The following is a 25,999-nucleotide window of genomic DNA, read 5'->3' as shown; positions in this document are numbered from 1 at the left end:
TCTTGCTTTCATATGTCCACACCCATCATCCCTTGGATGGGCGGCAAACGCCGCCTGGCCGACCGTCTTATCCCGCTCTTTCCGCCACATGAATGCTACGTTGAAGTATTTGCCGGCGGCGCCGCGCTTTACTTCATGCGTCCCCAGGCCGCGCCGGTTGAAGTCCTGAACGATATCAACGGCGACCTGGTGACGCTGTACCGGGTCGTGCAGAACCATCTGGAGGAATTCGTGCGCCAGTTCAAATGGGCACTCAGCTCTCGGCAGGTGTTCGAATGGCAGAAGATGACGCGTCCTGAAACTCTGACCGACATCCAGCGCGCCGCCAGATTCTTCTATCTGCAGCATCATGCGTTTGCCGGTAAAGTCACGGGGCAGACGTTTGGTACTGCTACCACGGGCCCGGCCATAAATTTGCTGCGGATCGAGGAAAACCTTTCTGCAGCGTGGCAGCGGCTGTCGGGAACCTATGTTGAAAACCTTGGGTGGCTTGAGTGCGCCGAACGCTATGACCGGCCGCATACCTTCCATTACATGGATCCACCTTACTGGCAGACCGCTGGCTATGGAGTGGACTTTCCTTTTGAAAACTACGAGCGGATGGCCGACTTCATGCGGCGTTGCAAGGGCAAGGTGATGGTCAGTATCAACGATCACTTGGACATCCGCCGGGTATTCGAAGGTTTCCATTTTGAAACAGTCGACATCCGCTACAGCAACACAAACCAACGGCAAGGCAAGGCCGAGGTTAGCGGAGAATTAGTGATCATGAACTGGGAACCAGCCGCCTTAGGAGGGCTGTTTTGATGGTCGCCATCGAGGCCGGCTTCGTTGTATACTGCCGGCCCCGCATACCCCTTGAGCTACAGGAATATCAGCGTGACTGTACTCCAAACGATGTACTGGCAGCCTACGCCGCCTTAGCGCTACGCCCCCTCGCAACACCTTGCTTCCGCTAGCTTCGCTCGCGGATGCGTACTGCTGTACGCCTGGTTTTTGACCTAAAGCACACAGCGCAATAATCCTAAAATTTGAATTAGTATCGATTTGCTCGCCGTCCGTTTGGCGTGTGCGATGCTTTGCCCTGGATATTTCTATGCTGCAAAAACTTAGACAAACGTGGTTTTCCAACGTCCGTGGAGATGTGCTCGCGGGAATCGTAGTCGCACTCGCGCTGATTCCGGAAGCAATTGCTTTTTCCATCATCGCCGGCGTCGACCCTAAGGTCGGTCTCTACGCCTCCTTCTGTATCTGCGCCGTAATCGCATTCGTCGGAGGCCGCCCAGGCATGATCTCGGCAGCTACCGGTGCGATGGCACTATTGATGGTCACGCTGGTAAAAGATCATGGACTTCAGTATCTGCTGGCAGCCACCTTGCTCTGTGGGGTACTCCAAATCCTCGCGGGTTACCTGAAACTCGGTTCACTGATGCGCTTCGTCTCACGCTCAGTGGTCACTGGTTTCGTGAACGCATTGGCTATTTTGATTTTCATGGCGCAGTTGCCTGAATTAACCAACGTCACCTGGCATGTCTACGCCATGACCGCAGCAGGCCTCGGAATTATCTACCTGTTTCCGTATGTACCGAAGATTGGCAAGCTGATTCCTTCGCCGCTCGTGTGCATTCTGACCCTGACTGCTATCGCGATTTACCTGGGGCTGGACATCCGTACCGTTGGCGACATGGGGCAACTGCCGGACACGTTGCCGATTTTCCTGTGGCCTGAAGTGCCGCTGAACTTTGAAACCTTGCGCATCATCTTTCCTTACTCCGCAGCGCTGGCAGTTGTAGGCTTACTGGAGTCGATGATGACCGCGACCATCGTCGACGACCTCACCGATACCACCAGCAACAAAAATCGCGAATGCAAAGGTCAGGGTGTGGCCAACATCGCTGCCGGCGTGCTTGGCGGGATGGCAGGTTGCGCGATGATCGGCCAGTCGATTATCAATGTGAAATCAGGTGGGCGTACCCGCCTTTCGACGTTATGCGCGGGGATCTTCCTGCTGCTGATGGTGGTGTTTCTCGGTGAATGGCTCTCCAAAATACCGATGGCAGCACTCGTTGCAGTAATGATCATGGTCTCCATCGGCACATTTAGCTGGGATTCACTTCGCAACCTGAAAAAGCACCCGCTATCGACCAACCTTGTAATGGTCGCAACCGTGGTGGTGGTCGTGGCAACGCATAACTTGGCTTACGGCGTATTAGTTGGCGTACTGCTGGCTTCGCTATTCTTTGCGAACAAGGTCGGACACTACCTCGACATCAAGAGCACTCTTGAAGAAGATGAGTCGCATCGGACTTATCGTGTCATGGGACAAGTATTCTTCAGCTCGGCAGACAAGTTCACCGACGTGTTTGATTTCAAGGAGGCGCTCAATAAGGTCACCATCGATCTTACACAGGCGCACTTTTGGGATATCACCGCCGTCGCAGCGCTGGATAAAGTGGTTATCAAGTTCCGTCGTGAAGGTGCCGAGGTCGAAGTGCTGGGTCTCAACGAAGCAAGCGCGACAATCGTTGACCGCTTTGGCGTGCATGACAAACCTGGCGCTATCGACAAGCTCATGAGCCACTAAGGAGAACGACAATGACTCACGTAATGGCATGCATTGATAACTCACAATCCTCATTGGCGGTCTGCGACTATGCAGCATGGGCGTCGCAACGACTCAGTGCCCCGCTGACTTTGCTCCATGTGCTGGATAAGGAGAAATATCCGGCATCCGCCGATCTCAGCGGCAATATAGGTCTTGGCAGCAGAGAATATCTATTGGAAGAACTGGCTACGCTAGATGCGCAGCGTGCCAAGCTCGCCTTGGAGCAAGGGCAGCATATGCTTGAAAAGGCCCGCGAGCGGACGGTCATCTCCGGTGCCGTAGCGTCTGACCTGAAACAGCGACATGGCCACCTTGTTGAAAGCCTGAGCGACCTGCAGGAAGATATTCGCCTACTCGTTATAGGGAGAGTGGGTGAAGACAGCACGCACAATGCTCACACTCTTGGCCGCCAGATTGAAGCAGTTGTCCGAACTATCCATCGGCCCATTCTGATTACAAGCAGAAAATTTAAACAGCCAGAGAGGGTAATGCTTGCATTTGACGGCAGCCCTACAGCCCATAGAACCGTGCAGATGCTTGCTTCCAGCCCATTGTGCGAAGGCCTGCCGATTCATATCGTTATGGTTGGAATAGATTCTCAAGACAACCAGAACGAGCTTGAGAAAGCACGAAGCATACTTATCTCGTCCGGCCTGAAGGTTCAAGCCGAGATCCGGTCAGGCGAGGTAGAATCGGTTCTGCATGCGTATCAAGCCGAGCACGCCATCGATCTCCTGGTCATGGGCGCGTATGGGCATTCACGCATCAGGCAGTTTTTGGTAGGTAGCACGACGACGACGATGCTGCGAACAGTCACTCTTCCGGTATTGCTGCTTCGCTGAAACAGCGTCCCGACCACAGTATTTCCAAAGTCCGGAAATGCTGTGGCGATCCTGAATGATGATTAACTGAACTTGCTGCAACGAGACCACATGCAACTCATAGCCGAAATTATTCATCCAGAGCTGAAATCCATGCAGGGCAGAGTATTCCGTCGTCATGCTGCACGCGGCATCGTATTGCGAGATGAACAGATCCTGCTGCTGTTCACTGAGCGCTATAACGATTTTAGCTTTCCTGGCGGCGGTCTTAATGCTGGCGAGGACATCGTCACAGGGCTGAAGCGTGAGCTTGAAGAGGAGACTGGTGCTCGTGAAATTCAGATACGCCGGCACTATGGTTATATTGAAGAGTACCGGCCCTACTGGAAGCCCCAATACGACTTGATGCATATGACTTCGCATTTTTATCTTTGCGGTGTAGCGTTTCAGCTAGATCCAGTGAGAATGGAAAGTCATGAAATAGCTAATGGTATGCGGCCTGTTTGGATCAACCTGCAAGAGGCCATTACACACAATGAAGCCGTGATGCAGCGTCAGGAGTCCTCGATGGGGCAGTCCATTCAGCGCGAAACTTTCATGTTGAAGAAAATCGCGTCAGAGTTGATGACGCCAATCAGCCGCTGAGAGTTTTTATTTTGGGGGTTTTTGGTGCGATTCAGCCACGGGCCCGAGATGTATCGGTAGTGTTCAAAGCTTTGGGGCAAAAATGGGGCAAACCGTACGCCAATCTATGCCATTCAATGCCACTTATGCATTTATGCAACCCGCTGAAGACTGGCCCTTCAGCCAGCAACCGCGGGCTTTGCCAGCAAAATCTCTCACATACTCAAGCACAATTGGGGTGTGAGCAATTGCGGCGTAGCGAGAGGATGCTTACGACCCAAAGCTTCCACTCGGTCAGCAGTTATACCCAGCCTCACCCATCGCGGGCCCCTTGAGAGGTTTGGTTATCTATCTCAGGCGGCAGGCCGACGCTGAACCTGCAGTAGTGGCAACCACGAAGTGGAAGCGTATACTGAGAGTTTGTATTAAAGTTAACCAAATAAAAAACGACCGTATGAGAGGGTATTTATTCCGCTGAGCGTTGAGCTAGATATCTAAAGTAAGCGCTATAGTTTTTTACGTCAGCAAGTCTTTCTAATTCTCCTATTTGCTCCACTGCATACTTCATGGATATGTTCGTACGGGTGAACATCAAAAAGACAAACGAAAATGACGCAGCTAGTAGTGAAAGCAAAGCACCTTTTACGGATAGAAACGCATTACTTAATTCTGCCCATGGAAAGATAAGCGTGGGGAGGCTAACTGCTGGCATAAAGGTTAACGGATAGATTACACCCGCTAGGAAAATGAGCCCTACCATTAGCAATGACCAAGTGATTTGTGGTGGAGATTCTGGGTTGCCTTTCACCGATTCGAGGAAGTCGCTTACGACTCGAGCATGATGCTTTGCCTCTAAGTGACACACAGTAATCAAATCCCATTCCTTTTGCAGCGGGATCCAAGGGGGGCTGAGTCCTGGGACATTTAGCACCGTTTGGCGTGTGTCAATATCGAAATGCGATGTGTTTGCGCGTATCAAAGCGTTAATTTGAGCCAGGCCTGTAAGCTGGCCGCTGTTGCTTAGCTCTCTGGCGCGATCAGCCGCCTCTTTGCGAAGCCGCCTTTCAAGATTCTGATGGCAAACGTTGTTAACCTTTTCACGCAGTTTATCAAGTATGGGGCTACGCTCTGAGAACACTGAAAAATTAGCTTCTTCGTAAATCTTAAGGAGCATTTCATCTGAAAACTCAGTTGACTCTTCTTGTTTGAGTTTTGCGATCTCACGATCAGCACTGCTATGTGCAGCAGAGTTCGTTTCGCGGTTGTACCAGTCAAAGTCAATCGTGTCGATTTTGTCGAGAATTTTTCGCGACTCAACAACAAGGGTTTTCATTCTATTGTTTTTGTCATTGAAGGATGCTTGGTTCGCAAATATCTTAGCAATAATAAATGCGCCGATAATACCAACAATAGCAGCGGTCGATTGCGAGAGCGTACTGAAAAACCAATTCCAGTCAGGGGTCATGATCCAGGTCCGTTAGGTCATAAAGCGACATCGAGAGCTGACTTTAACCCTAAGGCTATAAAAAAACGAGCCCGATAAAACATTGGCCGCAGCAAACCACCTTGCTCCCGCCGACATGTACATTTGGATCGTGAAAATCCAGCATAGGTTGCAGAGCGTTCACCGGGAATACACCTTCACTGCTCTACAGTGATCGCTCCTGGTCGAATACTGCTGATCACGGGGCATCTATTGGCCTATTGCTGCCTGCCAGCACCGTACGCTGCCCACGTTGGGATTACCGACAGCAAACTTGAAATGGCTTAGGCTTGGCCTGAACTCGAACCCTTGAGCTTGGCTAAGCCCTGTTTGATATGGCCGGCGTTTTCACCAATCGTGTCAAGCGCACCACGAACGTTATTCCCTACCTCTGACGAGCCTTGCTGTTCCAAGTGCAGTGTCAGCTCCATTAAGGCTGCCTCCAAGGCAAGCTGGTTGGTGTACATCCTCTCAAGTACATCGGACAGCGAATAATCACCGCGCATGGCGTCGGCTCCTTCCGAGAAAAAGTACAAGCATAGTATCGGTAGTGCCCTTGTCAGGCAGTGATTTCACTTGCTTAGAAATTGCTACAGCGCGAAAGGGTTATAGCGGCTCGGCCCGTAAGGCAAGGGTGTTGGGGAGGGCTACGCCCAATCCATCATCGGGGCAACGCTAAAGCGCCGGGACAGCGCGGGGCTTGATTCTGTTGGGCTAAAGCTCTGTTTATCTAGCATTTTCTTCAACGTGTTCTGGGCGGTATTTCGGGCGTTTTCCGGCGTTTTTGAAGGCTCGGTGGTACGGTGTACCACTTCAAAACTGACGCGTACCACTTTCGACATGGCGACTATCAGGGCAAGAAAACTGGCAGATGGGACGGTGAGCTAGACGGCTCAGATCCGCATCAAGCGCGACGGAGTACAAGTCTACCAAGAGAGCCAGACCTTCGCCCGGAAACAGACAGCCCTGGCGTGGACGCGCAAGCGCGAATCGGAGCTGGACCAGCCTGGTGCGATCGAACGGTCGAGCCGGCAGGGCGTCACCGTCAAAGAAATGATCGAGCAGTAGCTGCTGGAAGTGGAAAAGGCCCGGCCGTTGGGCAAAACCAAGAGGGGGCGGGGTTCAGCCACAAACCGCTGGCAACGACCTGGCGCAGCTCGGCGTTGTGCTGGCAATCGCCAAACACACGGCGGCTGGATGAAATAACCCGTATTCGCGGCGCATAACGCGGGTGCCGATGCGGGGGCTGAGGATGTCGGTGATCGACTGGTTGATGTGATCCAGATCGCCGATGGTGCAGCCTTCCACCAAAGTGGCGTTGAGGTGATGGGCGACGCTGTCCTACTCGATCACCGTGCCGTCGGCGTAGGTGCGGCGGTGCAAGCCGGGGCGATTGCCATTGGCTGGGAGGTGGGCGCTGTAAATGCCGATCACGACGCCGCCGTTGGCGAACTGGCCGGATGGGCTGAACACCATGACTGGTTCACCTTCTGTCGGCGGGTCCCATACCTGGTCGGCTCCCGCGCGTTGAGCGATCCATGGCAGCCAGGCCGTGGCCAGTTCGCCGGCTTTACCTTCACACGGGGAGGCTCCATCTGCGCGCCGTCCAGATAGTTGATGAATATAATTCTACTTTGCAAGTCTGGGCGCTTGGGTCATCCTTGTGAGAAACTTCTTAAGCAATACACATGGCAGGCGTGAACATTAAACGTTCACGCCTGATTTTTGCGCCCATGTCATGGGTTAATTGAAAATTCCAGCGCCGCTGACGGCTGATCTTTCGCGGTGAATGTAATACTGCCGGTGCCGTTATCAAATGTCCCCCCAAATAACGTTAGCGGAAATTTGAAAGTTTCACTGTTGTCTTGTTCCGCCGGAAATCTTGAGTGCCAGGATACTGGTGGTGAGTATTTATCGTACTTTATTACAATGGTTGTATCGATTTGATCCCCGGTTTTCATTCCAGGGAAACCAATAGTAAGATAAAAGAACTCGTTTAGTTTAGACACTAATAGTTTGCCGTCTTTAACATCTGTGCTGGTAGGGGCAGGCCATGTATCTAGTTTTTTAACTTCTATTATTTGCATTTTTTATTCCTTTAAAGTTTATTTTTGGGGGGAGGCACTTTTGATTAGACTATCGGGCATCATGGCCTCGATCTGAATTCTATGGGACTTTAATACACGATATATCGTTCGCTTTTCAGTGAATAGCGCTGAGGGCTGAGGAAATTTGGCCCTGGCGTGGTCGTGCGGCAAGTTGATCGGAGCATTCTTAGATGGTCTCGCTGGCCTGCGCCATGCGATGTGTACGACATTACTTTTCGTACAGAGCCCAGGATAAACATAACCCGGTCTCTTTCGAGACCGGGTTTACAGTTTGGGGAAGGTTGAATATACGCTGAGTTAACCGCGTAAACGTTGCTTATAGGGCAATAACAGACACATGGTTACTACCTCTATTGCATACATAAGCATATGCACCGTTCATGCTGATGCCAATGCCTTCAGGGTTGGTGAAACCGCCGATGGTTTCAATAACAGTGTCGGTACTGGTGTCGATAGTGTGCAATTTATTGCCCAAGGATTCGGATATGTAGGCTCTTTCCAAAATGGGATGCATTGCAACTCCATTGGGTGAGTTGAACCCAGTTAGTATTTTACTGATTTTGTTAGTGATTAGGTCTAGTACCAGGACAGTGGTTCCGGTGTCGTTCAGTCCGCGGTTGGTGATGTAAGCCTTTGGGGCATGAAAGTTATGCGGGCTGGTAGCTATGTCCTGTGGGTAAGACGTGCCTGGAATATCGCCAATGAGACTTCCATTTCCCACCGGATTAATCATTGTAATGACACTTCGGGAGGGAGCATACAGTCGAGTGTATTCAGGGTTGAATGCCAGTCCAGTGGGGTAGATGACTTTCAAACTGTTCAGGCGTGCTCCCGTTTGTGCGTCGTGAACATACACAAAAGCATCGAAGTTGCAGGAAAAGTAAACTTTTGATCCCTGTTCGTTGAACGCTATCCCAAGAATACGATTAAAGCCATTTATAGTCTGGACGATTTTGTTTGTTGCGAGGTTTACCACCGAAGCGGTTTTTGCTCCCATGTTGCCGACAAATAGGCGAGTACCGTCAGGATGTATGGCCAGCCTATAGGGGCTGGAGAACCCGGAGATAGTATCAATCACGGTGTTGGTATGGGTATCGATAACGGAAACCGTATGCGAGACCCAATTCGTGACATAGGCGCGAGAGCCATCAGCACTAAGTGCAATGTGGTGTGGTTTATTGCCGACAGTGATATTTTTAATTATACCTGTTTCGCGTTTAACAATATATTGAGGCGCTTTTAGCTTGACTGCCGTACTGAATTGGTTGGTGCCATCAAGAGAGACACTGACTTCGACATCCAACGTCGTCCCATCCGATAGCGAAAGTTGATAGCCGAGCGGGATAGGCTCGCTGATCTTTTTCGCACTTGCCTCGGCAGCTGTTACGACTCTTCCATCGGCCAATTCAATGTCGCGCTCACCGTCCAGCTTGATCCAGATGGCCTGGCCTGCTCGCATGAAGGGATAGCCCAGAATCTGCACGCTGTTGCTATTATGGGTATTGAGTTGATTTCCGTCTGCTTCGGGTACCGATACCAAGTCCAAGTCTGGAATTGGTTGCACCTCCAGGTCAAGCGTATCTGAAGGAAGTAGGGAAGTGCCGCGCTTCACTGTGTAATACACGGGAACATGGCTATCCACATTGGCTGCCACGGCTGTATTGCCGATCGTGAAATCGACATACCCTTTGCTGGCATCGCCAGGTTTCGGCGCAATAGTTGGCCTGCCCAAGTCTGGTTTGCCTTCGAAATACGGTTGGATCAAATCGGTATTGAGCATGTTATAACGCACACGCAGGGTAAACACTGCAGGGTAAGGAGGGCCGCTCACATGTATCGGATTCATCGTTGCACTTTTACCTGGCACGACAATGGTCGCTTCCAGTATTTCCGGGACATCAAGATTCAGCGGGGCCCCTACTCGCATATCCACAGAATGAGACAGGCGGTCACGTTCGCCGTCTTTTTTCAAGATGTAATAGATTCTCGCCGAGTATTGAAGATTTGCTAGAACAATGGCTCGTGGGACATCGAAATACAGGTTTTGGCCCACCCATAGCGGTGTAATAGGGAACGGCTTGTTGTAACTGCCCCCTGGGGCAGTGCCTTGGAAGTACAAGGTGACGGTAGAGCCAAGTGTGAACAGCGCATTTTTCGGGATGATGATTGTTGCGCCGAAGTGACTGACTTCTGGATTGAATACGTGATCCGGTGGCGGAGCTTCCTCTATTTCAACTATGGGCATTGATTCGATGATGCCGCCTACGTCAAAATTAGCGACTTGTGAGTAGCGAGTGCCTTCGCTATTGGTTACTTGATAACTGATATTTAACGTACCACCTGCCAGTTTCGCAATCTCGCCGTTGGGGCCATTGATAATGTTAAACGTAATAGTACCGTCGCCCGCCGGTCTTGGGCCAATTGGACGGTAGTAGTCGTCGCCAGTCGGATAGGTACCGATCAGATGTACAAGTACCTGGTCGTAGTAATCCTGGCCACCGTAAGGATTGATCCTGATAGTGACGTTTACAGACTCTGGCGGTATGTTGCCCTCGGGCGCCTGAAGTACGGTGACGGGAGGCAGGCCGATCGGAATGGAGTTACCGATCACGTCCAATACATTGACCCGTGAGCGGCGATTGGGGGTAACCCCGCTGCGTTTGCGTTCGAAGTATATACGAACGGAGCCTCCGACCAATGCCTGCAGGTCTGCGAACGCGATGGGGATATGTAAGTTGACGAAAAGTGAGCTGATTTTGCCGTAGTATTCTTTTTTCACAACCGAACCATCGGCAGTGTGTCCTTCGGCGAATACAAGGATTTCATCGTCTTTCAAGTAACCATTGCCTGGCACATTGATGACCAGGGTCGCGGGTTGCCCCTCGAGAACTCTAATGTCTATGCGGCCTTCATCGTCAACCTCAGCAACAATAGGCTTGTTCAGCAGTGGATTGGGGTTACCTACATGCGATTGAATAGTCGTGATGGGGGAGGCCCCGTCCGTTTTGTTTCCTGCTTCGTCAATGACAAAGTATTGAGTGACAATGTCGCCATAGCCGACCGTACTCCAGGTGCCGGCGTTAACCATGATGACGATAGGATCGGCGCCCGCCGCTTCACCTTCCGTTACCGAATGCTTGACGGCATGACCGTTAAGATGGAGCCAGATAACATCTCGGGCTGCCCAGTTATAGAGAGGTGAAAGACCTGTTCGATTTGGGTACTTGTTGATGCGAACGGCAACCCCGTTCTGGGCGTCTGCGTCAGTAACGCCGTGGTCAATAATATGTTGTTCATACATTGGCGCATCGAAATGTTGGTGATAGGACAAACCATGGTCGGGGTCTGGTCCGCCAGGCTCTATATCGTCGACAAAAAATTTGAAGTGAGCGGTCTCGTCAGCCCCTCCACCTGCTCGGGTAACCTTGAAGAAACAGGGAGCAATCTCGCCGTAGTTCAACTCGGTCTGCGGCACATAGAGCGGTATTGATAGTCCCCCATCCGCCTGGATATCAGTCACCGTTGTAAAAGCTACCGGGTTATTATCATCTCCGAAGAACAGTTCAATGAAGTCAAACTCTGCCATGAGCAAGTAGGGGCGCAAGGTGCAGAGCAAACCTTTTTCCGGATTGAGGGTTTTTGCTCCCTTATTGATGCCCCCATGGTAGCCAGTATAGGGCTTCCTGAGGCCCGGAATATCCAAGACCAGGCTGGAAAAAGGTACCGGGGCCAGGATTTCAGGGCTTGTAAGGTCAACCTCATAGACTGTTTCACCCTTGGAGGCGGGGCGAGGCGTCGGTGCGGGTGTTGGTATAGGCATAGGCACAATCACCGGGCACTGGCACTCGGACTCACTCTGATTGGGGTCGCTGGGGACTTTTGGCATGGTCGTGATCCTTGAATGAAAGGTGAAAGCCTCGGCACCATCACGGCTGAGACCTGAAAACCATTCGATGCCAAAGGAAAGAGCGAAGATAGCTGTGAGAATTGACAGTGCCGACGAGCGGTACCCGTCTGCCTTGATAGTTAGGCTCTGTACGAAATCAGCCGAAACCAATTTGACTTCCACGGGCGTCGAGATTCAGTAAAGTCCACGACCATCAAAGGCAGGAGCCCACGATGGCCGAACGGTACGAACTCCCCGATGCAGCCTGGGATTTGGTTGCAGACATTTTCTATGACCCTCGCCGCAGCGGGCGGCCACGAATAGATGATCGCTTGATGCTTAACGGCGCCCTTTGGATGCTCTGTTCTGGCGCTGTCTGGCACGATATGCCTGGACGCTCTGGCCCATGGTCGACGGTTTATCAGCGCTTTCGTGATTGGCGCAATCTCGGAGCGTTTGACCACATGCTCAAGCGGCTTCACATCAAGCTCAACGAGCATGGGTAAATTGATCTGGAGACCTGGATGATTGACTCCACTGCGGTACGAGCAGCCCGGGCCTCTTCTGGTGCAGGGAAAAAAGGGGCCTGAAGAACCGCAAGATCACGCGCTCGGGCGCAGCAGGGGCGACCTGACCACCAAGATCCATATGCTGTGCGATGCCAACGGCATCCCGCTGATGCAACCTGTTATTCCTCTGCGCAGTATGAAGCGCAAACCCAAGCCAGGATTACCGAGACTGTTTGATCGTCCCAAGTACCGGCAGCGCAATATCATCGAGCGTATGTTTGGCTGGCTGAAGGAGAACCGCCGCATCGTTACGCGCTTCGACAAACTCGCGCAAAGTTATGCGGCGATGGTCTCGCTGGCCTGTGCCATGCGATGTGTACGATATTACTTTTCGTACAGAGCCCAGTAGTGCTGTCTTCAGCGCAGTTTTCCAGTAACTGCCGTGAGTCATACTGCATATGCAACGTCAAAAAATCATATTCCCAATAGGTCGCAGGGAAGTAGCACCGCATGTTGGTGATTTATTGTGATGACCAAGAAACCTTGTCCTGAGATGGTCGATAGGGCAAACCCTGAATGGCCAGCCAAGGATTATGCAGAGACTAAGCCCGCCGGCAACATGCAGGCGGGTTGTTTGGCAAGGCCCAGGAACGGAAATGCTCAAGCCAAAGCGTGGTCGGCCAAAGTCGGTAGTCACCAAAGAGCACACCAATGTTCGTTTTGATGCAGATGTGCTGGAGCGATTCAGCGCCTCTGGACCACGCTGGCAAATGTGAATAGTCGTTCTAGGTGGGCTTTAGACCCAGTATTTACGATCCTCAGGGGCTTCAATTCCCGTCCTTCATCCGCCGCGCCACCAGATAAACGCCCAGTCCGGCCAACGCAGTAAACGCGCCGATATAGCCGGTACTCGTCCACCCCAGCCCCGCCGTAATCGCCATCCCGCCAAACCACGGCCCTAGCGCATTGGCCAGGTTGAACGCGGCATGGTTGGAGGCTGCTGCCAGGCTCGGCGCTTCGTGGGCGATGTCCATCAGGCGGATCTGCAGCGGTGCGGCCAGGGAGACCATGGTGCCTACCAAGCCGATACCCAGCAGTACGCCCCATAGCGAACCGGCGGCAAAGGGGAAGATCAGCAATACCGCCATCGACCACACCAGAATCAGGCCAACCGCGCGAAATTGCAGGCGGTCGAACAGTTTGCCACCGGCGATGTTGCCGATAATGCCGCCGACCCCGAATGCCGCGAGCCCAAAGGGAATCCACTGGGGCGACACTTTGGTCACTTCGAGCATGGTCGGGGCCAGGTAGCTGAATACGCAAAACATCCCGGCAAAGCCAATCGCACCAATGGACAAGGCCATCCATACCTGTGGCTTGGTGAAGGCGCGCAGTTCTTTGCGGGGGTCGCTGCGCGGCTCATCGTGGCGGTCGGGCACATAGCGCCAGACCAAAGCGATGGTGCACAAGGCGATCACGCTCACCAGTGCAAACGCTGAGCGCCATCCCAGGTATTGCCCAAGGACAGTGGCGATCGGGTTGCCCAGCAGCATGGCCAGGGTCAGGCCCATCATCACTCGTGCCACTGCACCGGCGCGTTTGTCTGTAGCGACCATGCTCGAGGCCACCACGGCGGCGATGCCGAAGTACGCACCATGGGGCAAGCCGCTGATGAAGCGAAAAGCCACCAGGCTGCCAAAAGTCGGAGTGAACGCCGTGGCCAGGTTGCCCAAGGCGTACAGCGCCATTAATAAAAGCAGCATATGTTTGCGCAGCAGTTTGGCACCGAGGATCGCCAGCAACGGAGCACCGACCATCACTCCCAGCGCATAGGCGCTGATGGCGTGGCCTACTTGCGGCTCGCTCAGGTTCAGGTTGCTGGCGATGTCGGGCATCAGGCCCATGATGGCAAATTCGCCGGTACCGATAGCGAAAGCACCCACGGCCATGGCAGCTTCCATTTTCGCGGCGCTGCGTGCGGGCAGGACGTGCCCGGATGTTTGATGGATAGACATGGATTGTTCTGCTTTTGATGGATGGCACAGGGGAAAGCCGCCGATGCTACTCCTGCAACTGCGAAGGTTTCTAGAGCAGGCTTTTACGGGAGAGTTCCGTTGCGCCTAGGGCGGGGGCTATTGAAGCTGCGTACTGGATTGCACAATGTTCAGCACCAATGGCCAATACCGGCATTTCCAATACCTTGCGCGACGTTTCTGCACGGTATTTCGATCCAGGCGCGCGATGGCGTCCCTTCGCACCAGCTTCGGCAGTCGGTCGACGTTGTACTGAGCTTGTTGCCGGCACGACCACCGAGTCCAGAACAGACGCCCGATCCAACGGGACCATGATATTCTGCACGCCATCTTGGTCTAATCTCTCTACGGTACGTACACCCGAATACGTGCCGGCGAGTTGCTGTCGCCGAGGTAGCTGAAGCCAATAATGATAAGAAGTCAGCGCAGAAGGGACATAAAAGTGAGGTCGATACGTCGGCCTTGTGTGCCCACCCTTCGGTCTTTAGTCGATACGGGAACCCGCGGTGCGTTGTTTGGCGCTGCGTGAATCAAGGTTGCCGGATGAGACAAAACCGTGGGGCGGATGGCGTTTTATCATAGGTGCTACGATGTTCAAGAAAGTAAACACTGCCCTGCTGGGGCTGGCTTTGTCGATGGGGATCACTTCCGCCCAGGCGCAAGAGGCAAAGAAAGTCGATGTGCTGCTGATCGGCGGCGGCATCATGAGTGCGACCCTGGGTGTATGGCTCAATGAGCTGGAGCCTGAGTGGTCGATGGAGATGGTCGAGCGCCTGGACGGTGTTGCCGAGGAAAGTTCCAACGGTTGGAACAATGCCGGTACTGGCCACTCCGCGCTGGCCGAGCTGAACTACACTCCGGAAGACAAGAACGGCAACGTTGAGATCCCGAAAGCGGTCGAGATCAACGAAGCGTTCCAGGTTTCCCGTCAGTTCTGGTCGTGGCAGGTTCAGCAGGGCGTTCTGAAGAACCCTCGATCGTTCATCAACTCCACTCCGCACATGAGCTTTGTGTGGGGCGATGACAACATCAAGTTCCTGAAAAAGCGTTATGAAGCGCTGCAAGCGAGCCCATTGTTCGCTGGCATGCAGTACTCCGAAGACCCAGCGCAGATCAAGCAGTGGGTTCCGCTGATGATGGAAGGGCGTGATCCGAACCAGAAAATCGCAGCTACGTGGTCGCCGCTCGGCACTGACGTGAACTTCGGCGAGATTACCCGCCAGTTCGTCGCGCACCTGCAGACCACGCCCAAGTTCGACCTGAAACTGTCGAGCGAAGTGCAGGACATCACCAAGAATGACGATGGCTCCTGGCGCGTCAGCTACAAAAACCTGAAAGACGGTACCAAGACCGAGACCGACGCCAAGTTCGTGTTCATCGGCGCGGGCGGCGGTGCATTGCACTTGCTGCAGAAGTCTGGCATTCCGGAAGCGCGTGAATATGCAGGCTTTCCGGTGGGTGGCTCGTTCCTGGTGACCGAGAACCCGACCATTGCCGAGCAACATCTGGCCAAGGCCTACGGTAAAGCTTCGGTTGGCGCACCGCCAATGTCGGTTCCACACCTGGACACCCGCGTGCTGGATGGCAAGCGCGTCATCCTGTTTGGCCCATTCGCGACCTTCTCCACCAAGTTCCTGAAAGAAGGTTCGTACTTCGACCTGCTGACCAGTACTACGACTCACAACATCTGGCCGATGACCAAAGTCGGCATCGAGCAGTACCCGTTGGTTGAGTACCTTGCCGGTCAACTGATGCTGTCCGATGACGATCGCTTCAAGGCGCTGCAAGAGTACTTCCCGAACGCCAAGCAGGCCGACTGGCGCTTGTGGCAAGCCGGCCAGCGTGTGCAGATCATCAAGCGTGACGAAGAGAAGGGCGGCGTCCTGAAACTCGGCACCGAAGTGGTCAGCTCCGCCGACAACACCATCGCAGGCCTGCTGGGTGCATCGCCGGGCGCGTCTACCGCTGCGCCGATCATGCTGAGCGTGCTGCAAAAAGTCTTCAAGGATAAGGTTGCTTCCCCTGCCTGGCAGGAAAAACTGCACCAGATCGTGCCGAGCTACGGCACTCAGTTGAACGGCAATCCTGAGCGTGTTGCGCAAGAATGGGCCTACACCGCCAAGGTTCTGCAACTGACTCCGCCGCCAGCGATTTCGCAACAGGCTGCTCCACAAGCAAGCGAGGCTGCCAAGCCTGCTGCGCAGCCGAGCGCGCCAGCGGCTGATATCGCACTGTAAATCATAGGCGGCGTGCTGGCTCAGGACCCGCTCAATGTAAAAAGCCCGCTGAACCGGTAACGGTCAGCGGGCTTTTTAGTTGCGGTCAGGCCTTGGGATTGTGCCGGAACGCAAAACCCCTGTGGGAGCTGTCTTGAACATCATCTTCGCTTAACTGACGGGCATCAGGTGCTCAGGTAGGTTTTTTTGTACCTAACAAACGTACATCCTTGAGCAGCGTTGCCCCTAATTGCTCAGTGCCCAGTTCCTTATATCCTACCGCCTTGATGTTTCCATCCTGCTCCGCCTGGATGATGATCACTGGCGTCTCCGTGCCCGTACCTTTTTCGATGTGCATGGCGTATTGGGGAACCTGCAGTTTGATCGGTGTTCCTGCCGCCTTGCCTTTCCCATTGATCAGAAACGCCGCGCAGCCGCTGTCGACATCGGCATTGGTGGCGGAACGGCCGCTGACAAAACAAGTTTCGGGCAGATCGGGCCAAGCGATGGTTTGCGCCAGGGCCGGGGCCGGTACCGACAACAGGATGGGAAACAGGAGTGTGCGCACGTCAGGCGTTCTCTGAAACAGCAGGGGAGCACGTTTTACCAAAGCCTGCCCATCGCAGCAATGCCAGGTTCGGCCCAGGTGCTGTATACCTGCGTGCTTCGACGCGTTGGTATCAAACGTGGCGGTATATTCGCATCCGGCGGCATGGGCACAGCTCTCCATCGGCACCCTGCAATTACGCCCAAACAGATAAAGCATATGAGCACGCCGCACGCGCCTTTGAGCCGGCGCGTGCGGGTTTCAGATTATTGCACGACGCGGTAACACGGCACGTAGGCCGCACCACCTGGCAATTTCATACGGTGCTGCTCTACAAACGCCTTCAGTAACTGGTCCAGTGGTTTCATGATCGCTGGGTCGCCGTGGATTTCATATGGCCCTTTCTGCTCGATCAACCGAATGCCCTTGTCCTTGACGTTGCCCGCCACGATCCCCGAGAACGCCCGGCGCAGATTGGCTGCCAGTTCATGGGGCGGCAGGCGGTGGTTCAGTTGCAGGCTGGCCATGTTTTCGTGGGTTGGGTCGAACGGACGCTGGAAACCTTCATCGATCTTCAGCAGCCAGTTGAAGTGGAACGCGTCGTTGCGTTCACGGCGGAACTGTTTGACGGTCTTGAGGCCTGCGGTCATTTGCCGGGCGACTTCTGCCGGGTCATCAATAATGATCTGGTAGTGGGCCTGGGCCGCCTCGCCCAGGGTCGCACCAACAAACGCGTGCAACTGGTGCAGGTACGGCGCTGCCTGTTTCGGCCCGGTGAGGATGACCGGGAAGGGCACGTCGCGGTTGTCCGGGTGCATCAGGATGCCCAGCAGGTACAGGAACTCTTCGGCTGTGCCGGCGCCGCCCGGGAAGATAATGATCCCGTGGCCTACGCGCACGAAGGCTTCCAGGCGTTTTTCAATGTCTGGCAGGATCACCAGTTCATTGACGATTGGGTTTGGTGCTTCGGCGGCGATGATGCCCGGCTCGGTGAGGCCCAGGTAGCGGCCGCCAGTGATTCGTTGCTTGGCGTGGGAAATGGTCGCGCCCTTCATCGGGCCTTTCATCACGCCGGGGCCGCAGCCGGTGCAGACGTCGAGGCTACGCAGACCCAGTTCGTGGCCGACTTTCTTGGTGTATTTGTACTCTTCGGTATTGATCGAGTGGCCGCCCCAGCACACCACGATCTTTGGCTCGACGCCCGGACGCAGGGTGCGGGCGTTGCGCAGCAGGTGGAACACGTAATCGGTGATGCCCTGGGAATTGCTCAGGTCGATGCGCTGGCTGTCCAGTTCGTTTTCGGTGTAGACGATGTCGCGCAGGGCGCTGAACAGCATTTCGCGGGTGCTGGCAATCATTTCGCCGTCGACGAAGGCATCGGCAGGTGCGTTCAACAGCTCAAGGCGTACACCACGATCCTGTTGGTGAATACGCACTTCGAAGTCTTTATAGGCATCGAGGATAGTCTTGGCGTTATCGATATGCGCGCCGGTGTTGAGGATGGCCAGGGCGCACTGTCGGAACAGGGTATAGACACTGCCGGAACCGGCTTCGCTGAGTTGCTGGACTTCACGTTGAGAGAGTGTTTCGAGACTGCCCTTGGGGCTGACGGAGGCATTGATGACTTGTCGTTGAGGCATTCTGGTTCCCTGAAAGCGCTACCACCGGCCCGCGTACGGTCAGTGGCTTGAGGATGTGGCGCGCCGAATACGGTCGCACAGGACTGGTATTTTCCCCGGCTCGCAAGCCGGACGCAAACCCGGTCGAGTTTCATCATGCCCCAGAATTTGTCGGATCCGTGCCCGTATCGAAAAAATATAGTCTTTGCCCGGTGTGGATTGGATTTTGCGAACAGAAGATTTGCGACTATCGTGACGCTTCGGATTTTCGGACGTCATAGACCGGTACGATTGAAGTTGAATGGCCACCACTGGCCTTCGGCACCTTGGAAGAGGCAGTAATTTATGATCATCAAACCGCGGGTTCGTGGCTTTATCTGTGTGACCGCCCACCCTGTTGGCTGTGAAGCGAACGTCAAAGAGCAGATCGGCTACGTGACCGAACACGGTGCCATCACTGGCGGCCCGAAGAAGGTTCTGGTCCTGGGCGCGTCCACCGGCTATGGCCTGGCTGCGCGCATCAGTGCCGCTTTTGGTTGCGGTGCCGACACCCTTGGCGTGTTTTTTGAAAAAGAAGGCGAAGAAGGCAAGCTCAGCTCTGCTGGCTGGTATAACAGCGCCGCCTTTCACAAATTTGCTGAAGAAAAAGGCCTGTACGCCAAGAGCATCAATGGCGACGCGTTCTCCGACGAAATCAAACGCCTGACCATCGAGACCATCAAGAAAGACCTGGGCAAGATCGATCTGGTGGTCTACAGCCTGGCCGCCCCGCGCCGTACCGACCCGCAAGGCGTGGTGCACAACTCCACGCTCAAGCCAATCGGCAAAGCCGTGACCCTGCGCGGGATCAACACCGACAAGGGGGTTGTAGTCGATACCACGCTGGAGCCTGCTACCCAGGAAGAAATCGACGGCACCGTCAAAGTGATGGGGGGCGAAGACTGGCAGCTGTGGATCGACGCCCTGCGTGACGCCGATGTATTGGCCGAAGGCGCCAAGACCACCGCCTTCACTTATTTGGGCGAAAAACTGACCCAGGACATCTACTGGAACGGCTCCATCGGCGAAGCCAAGAAAGACCTGGACAAGAAAGTCCTGACCCTGCGCGACAACCTGGCAGCGCTCAAGGGCGACGCCCGTGTATCGGTGCTCAAGGCTGTGGTCACCCAGGCCAGTTCGGCGATCCCGATCATGCCGCTGTACCTGTCGCTGCTGTTCAAAGTGATGAAAGAGCAGGGCACACACGAAGGTTGCATCGAGCAGGTCTATGGCCTGTTCAAGGACAGCCTGTACGGCAGCGAGCCGAAGCTTGACGCTGATGGCCGCCTGCGTGCCGACCTGGCGGAGCTGGAGCCGAAGGTCCAGGACGCCGTAGCTGCACTGTGGAACCAGGTGACCGACGACAACGTCAACGAGATCAGTGACTTTGCCGGTTATAAGGCCGAATTCCTGCGTCTGTTCGGTTTCGAAATCGACGGTGTGGATTATGACGCAGATGTTAATCCGACCGTGCAGATCAAAGGTCTGGTTCAGGCTTAAGCGATCCGGTTGATAAAAAAAACGGTCCTCCAGGACCGTTTTTTTTTGCTTGTTTGAAACTGCATATCAGAACGCTCCTACGGGGCCTGGTTCGTCCTTTTGTTCCTTCGTGTGCCAGACTGCAGCAGCTCACACACTCAGGCTAACGGAGGATCTTCATGACGATTCGTGCAGTAGTTTTTGATTTCGGTGGTGTTCTGTTTGACTGGAGCCCCCAGCATCTGTACCGCAAGTTGATTGATGATGACCAAGAGCGGCAATGGTTTCTGGATAACATTTGCACCCAGGTCTGGAATACCGAGCAGGACGCCGGGCGCAGCCTTGCCGAAGCCACGCGCACCCTGATCACCCAATACCCACAGCATGAAGCTTTGATCCAGGCGTACTACGACCGTTGGCCCGAGATGCTGCGCGGGCCGCTCAAGGAAGGGGTGGCGATCCTTGAAGCGCTGCATGAAATGAAGATGCCACTGTTCGGCTTGACCAACTGGTCTGCAGAAACCTTTCCTTATGCGCGGGAAAACTATCCCTTCCTGCAGTACTTTCGCAATATCGTGGTCTCGGGCGAAGTAAAGCTGATCAAGCCAGACGCCGCGATCTACCAAGCAAGCCTCGAGCAGATCCGTGCCCACCTAAAGGACGTCAAACCTTCTGAGGTGGTTTTTATCGATGATGTGGCAGACAACATCGAGGCGGCCATCGCCTTGGGTTGGCAGGGTATCCATCACGTAACCGCCGAGCGCACCCGCGATGCCTTGCGGGCCCTGGGGGTGAATCTCTAGCGCGCCCATTGCTCCATCGCGAAGTCGACGAAGGCCCGCAGCTTGGGCAGGCGGTAACGGTCCTGGGCATAGAGCAAGTGCATTGGCCGGTAAGGTGGCTGATAGCCCGGTAGCAATGCCACCAGCTTGCCCGCCAGCAAGTCCGGACCCACCAATGCGTCGGGCAACATAACGATGCCCATGCCTTCGACGGCTGCGCGTTGCAGGGCTTGGGAACTGTTGATAGTCATCGGTCCACTGACGGTAACCTCGACCAGGCCCTCGGGGCCGCGCAGTCGCCATTGTTTGTCGGCATGGCGCCAGTCGTCGTTGGAGGGGTAGGCGAATGCCAGGCAGTCGTGTTGCTGCAGATCCGCCGGTTTTTGTGGTGTGCCTCGCCGGGCCAGGTACTGCGGCGCGGCGCACAGGGTCATGGTGTAGTCCTGCAACGGCCGGGCGATCAGGCTGGAGGGCTGCGACTCGCCGAGACGGATCGCGACATCGAACCCGCTGTCGATCAGGTCCATCGATTGATCGCTCAGCACCACATGCAGCTTGATCTGCGGATAGCGGCGGGAAAATTCACTCAGTGCAGGTGCCAGCCGCTCGGAGCCAAACGCCGGCGGCGCAGTGATGCGCAACAGCCCCTTGGGAGTTTCGCTGTGGACCTGCTCGGCCAGTCGCTCGGAATCGGTCACTAGCCCCAGCACTTCCAGGCAGCGCTGGTAATAGAGCCCACCGAATTCGGTCAGGCTTTGCTTGCGGGTCGTGCGCTTGAGCAGGCTTACCCCCAGCCGTTGCTCCAGCGCCCGCAGATGGTTGCCGACCATCGTGGTGGACATCCCGCAAGCGTGGGCCGCTGCTGTCATGCTGCCGGCATCTACCAGTTTCACGTAGACGGTCATTGCCTGGAATAGATCCATTATCAAGCCCTGATTCAAAGTCATTGCAGTTTTGCGCAGTTTATCCAGCTCAAGTGGTTAACGATACTGCGCCATCACTACGATGTACTGGAGCCAGACACCATGACCACCGCCTGTTTGATGGACACCTATCAACCTTTGCCCTTGAGCTTTACCCATGGACTGGGCACGCGCCTCTGGGACCAGCAGGGTCGTGAATACCTGGACGCCGTGGCCGGTGTTGCGGTGACCAATGTCGGTCATTCCCACCCGAGGCTGGTATCGGCTATCAGCGAACAGGCCGGGCTGCTGCTGCACACCTCCAACCTGTACGGCATCGACTGGCAGCAGCAATTGGCCCGGCGATTGACCGAGCTGTCAGGCCTGGACCAGGCCTTCTTCAACAACTCCGGTGCCGAAGCCAACGAAACAGCGCTGAAACTGGCGCGTCTGCATGGTTGGAAAAAAGGCATCGAGCAGCCTCTGGTGGTGGTGATGGAAAACGCTTTTCATGGCCGGACCCTGGGCACCATGGCTGCCAGCGATGGGCCGTCTGTGCGGTTGGGGTTTCAACGTTTGCCGGGGGATTTCATCAAGATCGGATTTGGTGACCTGGCGGCGTTGGAGCTGATCACCGAGCAATTCGGCACGCGTATCGCTGCGGTGTTGCTGGAGCCGATCCAGGGAGAAAGTGGTGTGCAATTGGCTCCGCCCGGTTACTTGCAAGTTTTGCGCGATCATTGCACACGCCACGGTTGGTTGTTGATGCTCGATGAAATCCAGACCGGAATCGGTCGTACCGGCACTTGGTTCGCGTTCCAGCACGAAGGTATCGTGCCCGACGTGATGACCCTGGCCAAAGGCCTGGGCAACGGTATCCCGATTGGTGCCTGCCTGGCGCGTACTGCCGTGGCCCGGTTGTTTACCCCTGGCAGTCACGGCAGCACCTTTGGCGGCAACCCCTTGGCTTGTCGTGTGGGTTGCACCGTGCTGGATATCATCGAGGAGCAGCGCTTGCTGCACAATGCCGCGCAACAGGGCGAGCGCCTGCTGGCGCGGCTCAGGGTGGAGTTGAGTGAGCATCCACAGGTAGTGGCGATCCGCGGGCAGGGCCTGATGATCGGCATTGAGCTGGCCAGGCCTTACCGTGAACTCGTCCAGCGGGCCGCCCAGGAACACGGGGTGCTGATCAATGTGACACGGAGCAAAATCATTCGCTTGCTGCCACCGTTGACGCTGGATGCGAAGGAAGTCGAGATGATCGTGCGGGCAATTGCCAGGTTGCTCAATCAAAGTGCCGGGCCATTGAGCCACTCTTGATTCATGGTCTCGGTATCCCCCAGGTATTCCAACAGCCACTTCATGGCCGGCGACAGTTTGTTCTGCGCCCAAGCCACGCAGGATGGGCTGGCGGGGAAGGGCCGGGACAGTTGCAGTGCCACCAGCTCCCCGCCGTCGATCAGTGGCAGAACCAAGTGCGCAGGCACCATGCCGACGCACAGCCCGTCGCGCAGGCAGTCCATGGCGGAAGCCCAATTGGGGACTACTAGCCGACGTTGGTTGTCCAGGGTCCACGTGTCGCGTTTGGGTAGGTTGCGCGAGGTATCGGTCATGCACAGCGACGCAAAGGGCCGCAACTGATCATCGCTGAGCAAACCATTCACCTGTGCCAGAGGATGTCGGGCGCTGGCCACGCATAACCAGTTCAACAAGCCCATATCGCGAAAGGTGAAGTGGCTGGCCACTGGCACCGCGCTGGTGGCGCCGATCACGATATCGGTGCGCTCATCTGCCAAGGCATCCCACACGCCGTTGTACACCTCATACTCCAGCAGCAGCTCGACTTCCGGGAACTGGCGATAAAAATCCAGCACCAGTTGTCGGCAGCGCTGTTGCTTGACGATAGAGTCCACAGCCACTTTCAATTGGCCACTCCAGCCATTGGCAACCTGCTGGCACAATCTGCGGGTGCCGAGCATTTTTTTCATCACCCCACGTGCTTCGTCGATAAACAGCCGGCCGGCAGGTGTGAGCTCCACATCGCGATGGCGCCGCACAAACAGAGGGACCGCCAGCCACTCTTCCAGTTGCCGCACGGTATAACTGACAGCAGACGGCACGCGATGCAGTTCCTGGGCTGCGGCGCTGAAGCTGCCGTGGCGTGCGACGGCATCCACCACATCCAGGGAGTATTCGGACCACATGGCGCCTGCCTTCAAAAAAATTGATAAGAATGTCCAATTATTATCGCTTCACAGAAGATTTGTCAGCTTCATAATGGGCGTCAGTCAGCAAATTGTTTGATGGCAGGACTAACAAGGCTTCGATGAAAAATTCTTTTGGTTTCACTTGGTATCTGGCGGGGTTGAGCATGCTCGGCTATCTGGCCATGGACATGTATTTGCCCGCGTTCGGCGCGATGGGCGAGCAATTGCAGATTTCGGCGAGCGCGGTGGGCGCCAGCCTGAGTATTTTCCTGGCGGGTTTCGCGGTGGGGCAGTTGCTGTGGGGGCCGTTGTCTGACCGCTTGGGGCGCAAGCCGATTTTGCTTACTGGCTTGAGCCTGTTTGTACTCGGGTGCCTGGGAATGTTCTGGGTCGAGACTGCGCCGCAGCTCTTGGCCTTGCGTTTTGTGCAGGCGATTGGCGTATGCAGTGCCGCGGTCAGTTGGCAGGCACTGGTAATCGACCGTTATCCCGCCGACAAGGCCCACCGAGTGTTCGCCAGCATCATGCCGTTGATGTCATTGTCGCCAGCGCTGGCGCCACTGCTGGGGGCGGTGGTGTTGAATCACTGGGGCTGGCAGGCAATTTTTGCGACGTTGTTGGGTGTGTCGCTATTGCTGCTGTTGCCGACACTGTTCCTCAAGTCTGTACCGAAACGCCTGACCGCCAATGGCGAAAAATCCACGCTCGGCTACGGGCAGTTACTTGCGTCACGGGCGTTCACCGGCAATGTGATGATTTTTGCCGCGTGTTCTGCCAGCTTCTTCGCCTGGTTGACGGCATCGCCGTTTATCCTTGGAGACATGGGCTACAGTCCCAATGACATCGGGCTGAGCTACGTGCTGCCGACGTTGGCGTTCCTGGTGGGTGGCTACAGTTGCCGCAGCGCTTTGCAGCATTTTGAGGGCAAAGCGTTGTTGCCCTGGTTGTTGGTGGCGTACTGCGTCAGCATGGTGGCGCTGTACCTAGTGGCGACTTTGACGGTGCCGACGCTGACCACCCTGTTGATTCCGTTCTGCCTGATGGCGCTGGTCAATGGCGCCAGCTATCCGATTGTGGTGGCGAATGCGCTGATGCCGTTTGCGGAAAACTCCGGCAAGGCCGCTGCGTTGCAGAACACCTTGCAGTTGGGTCTGTGCTTCGTCGCCAGCTTGCTGGTGTCGGCGATGCTTGAACAGCCTTTGCTAGTCACCGTGATTGTGATGCTGGCGACCGCGCCGCTGGCGGTGCTGGGGTATTGGCTGGCGCGGCCGACGTCAGACAAGCCGGAACTGGCAGGCGCCTAGAACGTCACTTCCATGTTCAGGGTCGGTGTCGAGGTGCGGCTGCCTCGGCCGCCATCCACGCCGAACTTGTTGTGCCAATACTCGTATCCCACACCCAGGTACAGGTTGGGCTTGGTGCTTTTTCCAGGGCGTACGGCCACCATCAACGCGGTGCGTACCAGGGTTTCCGGTGCTGTATCGCGTGCATTGAAGTCGTGGCCTTTGTCGCCCACATGGTTGATGAAGCCCTGAAACCTGGCGCCATGGTTGCCGATCTCGAATGGGCGCATCCACGTCAGGTTAAGCATGTAGGTATCGTCGAAGGTATGGTTCGGATCTTTCGCCCCCGGAATGCCTGAATGGTTGTTTTCCTTGTAGTACATCAGGCTCAGGTCCAGCACGCCGACAGTATTGAACTTCAAGGTCGGGCCGATAACCAGCGCGCGCTTTTTCGCCGACGCCAGATTGTTGTTGCGGTTGGCATCGAAACCCAGGGTCAAGGCATAGTCCTTGATCAGGCCGCTGCCCAGCGGCCTGTCGAACACCCGTGATGCATACAGCTGATGACGATAGACGGCATAGACCTCACTGCCGCCATGATCGGTGCCCTTGCGCGGGTCGCGACTGTCGGACAGGAACACGTCGAGGTTGAGAAAGTTGCTGCCGTACTGGTAGCCACTGGCATGGGTGAAACTGTAGATACGTTTGCTGAAGTCGTTGGGGTTGTTCGGATTGGTGAACTGTTGGCCGTAGCGAAATCCCACGCTGTTGTTCATCCATTCCACCGCGACAGCCTCCCCGCCGCCGATAAGTGTGAGCAATACGGTTGCGCCGTGCAGTGCCTTTTTCATTGTTT

At 55.3% G+C, this 25,999-nt stretch carries 22 protein-coding genes and 2 pseudogenes; 12 read left to right on the top strand and 12 right to left on the bottom strand.

What is annotated here, in order from left to right:
• The first annotated feature begins 12 nt into the window (after positions 1 to 12).
• The 4 genes from OQ460_RS16190 (at position 13) to OQ460_RS16175 (ending at position 4,071) form a co-directional block, all read left to right on the top strand.
• Positions 13 to 807, top strand: a complete 795-nt coding sequence (locus OQ460_RS16190) for a DNA adenine methylase (protein ID WP_410018419.1) — start codon at positions 13 to 15, stop codon at positions 805 to 807.
• A gap of 289 nt (positions 808 to 1,096) precedes the next feature.
• Positions 1,097 to 2,584 carry a SulP family inorganic anion transporter gene (locus OQ460_RS16185; RefSeq protein ID WP_410018418.1) on the top strand — a complete coding sequence of 496 codons (1,488 nt, stop codon included), beginning with the start codon at positions 1,097 to 1,099 and terminating at the stop codon, positions 2,582 to 2,584.
• Positions 2,585 to 2,595: 11 nt separating this feature from the next.
• Positions 2,596 to 3,447: a universal stress protein gene (locus OQ460_RS16180; protein WP_410018417.1), complete on the top strand. Its 852-nt coding sequence runs from the start codon at positions 2,596 to 2,598 to the stop codon at positions 3,445 to 3,447.
• Positions 3,448 to 3,537: 90 nt separating this feature from the next.
• Positions 3,538 to 4,071 carry an NUDIX hydrolase gene (locus OQ460_RS16175; protein ID WP_410018416.1) on the top strand — a complete coding sequence of 178 codons (534 nt, stop codon included), beginning with the start codon at positions 3,538 to 3,540 and terminating at the stop codon, positions 4,069 to 4,071.
• 445 nt (positions 4,072 to 4,516) lie between these two features.
• Here OQ460_RS16175 and OQ460_RS16170 read toward each other — a convergent pair whose 3' ends face one another.
• The 3 genes from OQ460_RS16170 to OQ460_RS16160 all read right to left on the bottom strand — a co-directional run bounded on the left by OQ460_RS16170 (position 4,517) and on the right by OQ460_RS16160 (position 6,375).
• On the bottom strand, positions 4,517 to 5,515 hold the full coding sequence (locus OQ460_RS16170) for a reverse transcriptase-like protein (protein WP_410018415.1): 999 nt from the start codon (positions 5,513 to 5,515) through the stop codon (positions 4,517 to 4,519).
• 302 nt (positions 5,516 to 5,817) lie between these two features.
• Positions 5,818 to 6,039, bottom strand: a complete 222-nt coding sequence (locus tag OQ460_RS16165; protein ID WP_410018414.1) for a hypothetical protein — start codon at positions 6,037 to 6,039, stop codon at positions 5,818 to 5,820.
• Positions 6,040 to 6,180: 141 nt separating this feature from the next.
• The gene (locus tag OQ460_RS16160; RefSeq protein ID WP_410018413.1) at positions 6,181 to 6,375 is read right to left on the bottom strand and encodes a hypothetical protein; all 195 of its coding nucleotides are present in this window, start codon (positions 6,373 to 6,375) and stop codon (positions 6,181 to 6,183) included.
• A gap of 55 nt (positions 6,376 to 6,430) precedes the next feature.
• On the opposite strand from OQ460_RS16160, the pseudogene OQ460_RS16155 reads away from it, so the two are divergent.
• A pseudogene (locus tag OQ460_RS16155) lies at positions 6,431 to 6,716 on the top strand (site-specific integrase); the annotation flags it as partial.
• A gap of 158 nt (positions 6,717 to 6,874) precedes the next feature.
• Here the strand turns inward: OQ460_RS16155 and OQ460_RS16150 are convergent.
• The 3 genes from OQ460_RS16150 to OQ460_RS16140 all read right to left on the bottom strand — a co-directional run bounded on the left by OQ460_RS16150 (position 6,875) and on the right by OQ460_RS16140 (position 11,710).
• Positions 6,875 to 7,069, bottom strand: a complete 195-nt coding sequence (locus OQ460_RS16150) for a phage baseplate assembly protein V (protein ID WP_410022030.1) — start codon at positions 7,067 to 7,069, stop codon at positions 6,875 to 6,877.
• A gap of 200 nt (positions 7,070 to 7,269) precedes the next feature.
• Entirely contained in the window at positions 7,270 to 7,620 is a 351-nt protein-coding gene (locus OQ460_RS16145) for a hypothetical protein (protein ID WP_410018412.1), read from the bottom strand.
• A 337-nt stretch (positions 7,621 to 7,957) separates the two neighbouring features.
• The gene (locus OQ460_RS16140; RefSeq protein ID WP_421096169.1) at positions 7,958 to 11,710 is read right to left on the bottom strand and encodes a YncE family protein; all 3,753 of its coding nucleotides are present in this window, start codon (positions 11,708 to 11,710) and stop codon (positions 7,958 to 7,960) included.
• Positions 11,711 to 11,760: 50 nt separating this feature from the next.
• Between OQ460_RS16140 and OQ460_RS16135 the strand changes: the two are divergent.
• Both OQ460_RS16135 and OQ460_RS16130 read left to right on the top strand, forming a co-directional pair.
• Positions 11,761 to 12,445, top strand: a pseudogene (locus tag OQ460_RS16135) (IS5 family transposase).
• Between the two features lie 247 nt (positions 12,446 to 12,692).
• Complete coding sequence (locus tag OQ460_RS16130; protein WP_410018410.1) at positions 12,693 to 12,812, top strand: BrnA antitoxin family protein; 120 nt, start codon at positions 12,693 to 12,695, stop codon at positions 12,810 to 12,812.
• Positions 12,813 to 12,863: 51 nt separating this feature from the next.
• Here the strand turns inward: OQ460_RS16130 and OQ460_RS16125 are convergent, their stop codons facing one another.
• Positions 12,864 to 14,051 carry an MFS transporter gene (locus OQ460_RS16125; RefSeq protein WP_410018409.1) on the bottom strand — a complete coding sequence of 396 codons (1,188 nt, stop codon included), beginning with the start codon at positions 14,049 to 14,051 and terminating at the stop codon, positions 12,864 to 12,866.
• A gap of 608 nt (positions 14,052 to 14,659) precedes the next feature.
• Between OQ460_RS16125 and mqo the strand changes: the two genes are divergently transcribed.
• Positions 14,660 to 16,306, top strand: coding sequence for a malate dehydrogenase (quinone) (gene mqo, locus OQ460_RS16120; RefSeq protein ID WP_410018408.1), 1,647 nt, complete (start codon positions 14,660 to 14,662; stop codon positions 16,304 to 16,306).
• A gap of 172 nt (positions 16,307 to 16,478) precedes the next feature.
• Here the strand turns inward: mqo and OQ460_RS16115 are convergent, their stop codons facing one another.
• Together OQ460_RS16115 and ppnN are read right to left on the bottom strand one after the other, a co-directional pair.
• Positions 16,479 to 16,853: a hypothetical protein gene (locus tag OQ460_RS16115; RefSeq protein WP_410022029.1), complete on the bottom strand. Its 375-nt coding sequence runs from the start codon at positions 16,851 to 16,853 to the stop codon at positions 16,479 to 16,481.
• Positions 16,854 to 17,098: 245 nt separating this feature from the next.
• Positions 17,099 to 18,472: a nucleotide 5'-monophosphate nucleosidase PpnN gene (gene ppnN, locus OQ460_RS16110; protein ID WP_410018407.1), complete on the bottom strand. Its 1,374-nt coding sequence runs from the start codon at positions 18,470 to 18,472 to the stop codon at positions 17,099 to 17,101.
• Positions 18,473 to 18,796: 324 nt separating this feature from the next.
• On the opposite strand from ppnN, the gene fabV reads away from it, so the two are divergent.
• Positions 18,797 to 19,990 (top strand): enoyl-ACP reductase FabV, encoded by a 1,194-nt coding sequence (gene fabV, locus OQ460_RS16105; protein WP_410018406.1) that lies wholly within the window; start codon positions 18,797 to 18,799, stop codon positions 19,988 to 19,990.
• Positions 19,991 to 20,148: 158 nt separating this feature from the next.
• Entirely contained in the window at positions 20,149 to 20,772 is a 624-nt protein-coding gene (locus OQ460_RS16100; protein ID WP_410018405.1) for an HAD family hydrolase, read from the top strand.
• Here the strand turns inward: OQ460_RS16100 and OQ460_RS16095 are convergent.
• Entirely contained in the window at positions 20,769 to 21,674 is a 906-nt protein-coding gene (locus OQ460_RS16095) for a LysR family transcriptional regulator (RefSeq protein ID WP_410018404.1), read from the bottom strand. The two genes, OQ460_RS16100 and OQ460_RS16095, sit on opposite strands and share 4 nt — an antisense overlap.
• A 102-nt stretch (positions 21,675 to 21,776) precedes the next feature.
• Between OQ460_RS16095 and OQ460_RS16090 the strand changes: the two genes are divergently transcribed.
• Positions 21,777 to 22,973, top strand: coding sequence for an aspartate aminotransferase family protein (locus tag OQ460_RS16090; protein WP_410018403.1), 1,197 nt, complete (start codon positions 21,777 to 21,779; stop codon positions 22,971 to 22,973).
• Here the strand turns inward: OQ460_RS16090 and punR are convergent.
• Positions 22,943 to 23,857, bottom strand: coding sequence for a DNA-binding transcriptional activator PunR (gene punR, locus OQ460_RS16085; protein ID WP_410018402.1), 915 nt, complete (start codon positions 23,855 to 23,857; stop codon positions 22,943 to 22,945). The genes OQ460_RS16090 and punR overlap by 31 nt on opposite strands.
• A gap of 122 nt (positions 23,858 to 23,979) precedes the next feature.
• On the opposite strand from punR, the gene punC reads away from it, so the two are divergent.
• Positions 23,980 to 25,164, top strand: a complete 1,185-nt coding sequence (gene punC / locus OQ460_RS16080) for a purine nucleoside transporter PunC (protein WP_410018401.1) — start codon at positions 23,980 to 23,982, stop codon at positions 25,162 to 25,164.
• Here punC and OQ460_RS16075 read toward each other — a convergent pair.
• Entirely contained in the window at positions 25,161 to 25,994 is an 834-nt protein-coding gene (locus tag OQ460_RS16075) for a nucleoside-binding protein (protein ID WP_410018400.1), read from the bottom strand. The genes punC and OQ460_RS16075 overlap by 4 nt on opposite strands.
• Positions 25,995 to 25,999 lie beyond the last annotated feature (5 nt).

It is taken from the genome of Pseudomonas imrae, assembly GCF_046352735.2.
GTDB lineage: Bacteria > Pseudomonadota > Gammaproteobacteria > Pseudomonadales > Pseudomonadaceae > Aquipseudomonas > Aquipseudomonas imrae.
This window is presented reverse-complemented; position numbering and strand designations above follow the sequence as displayed.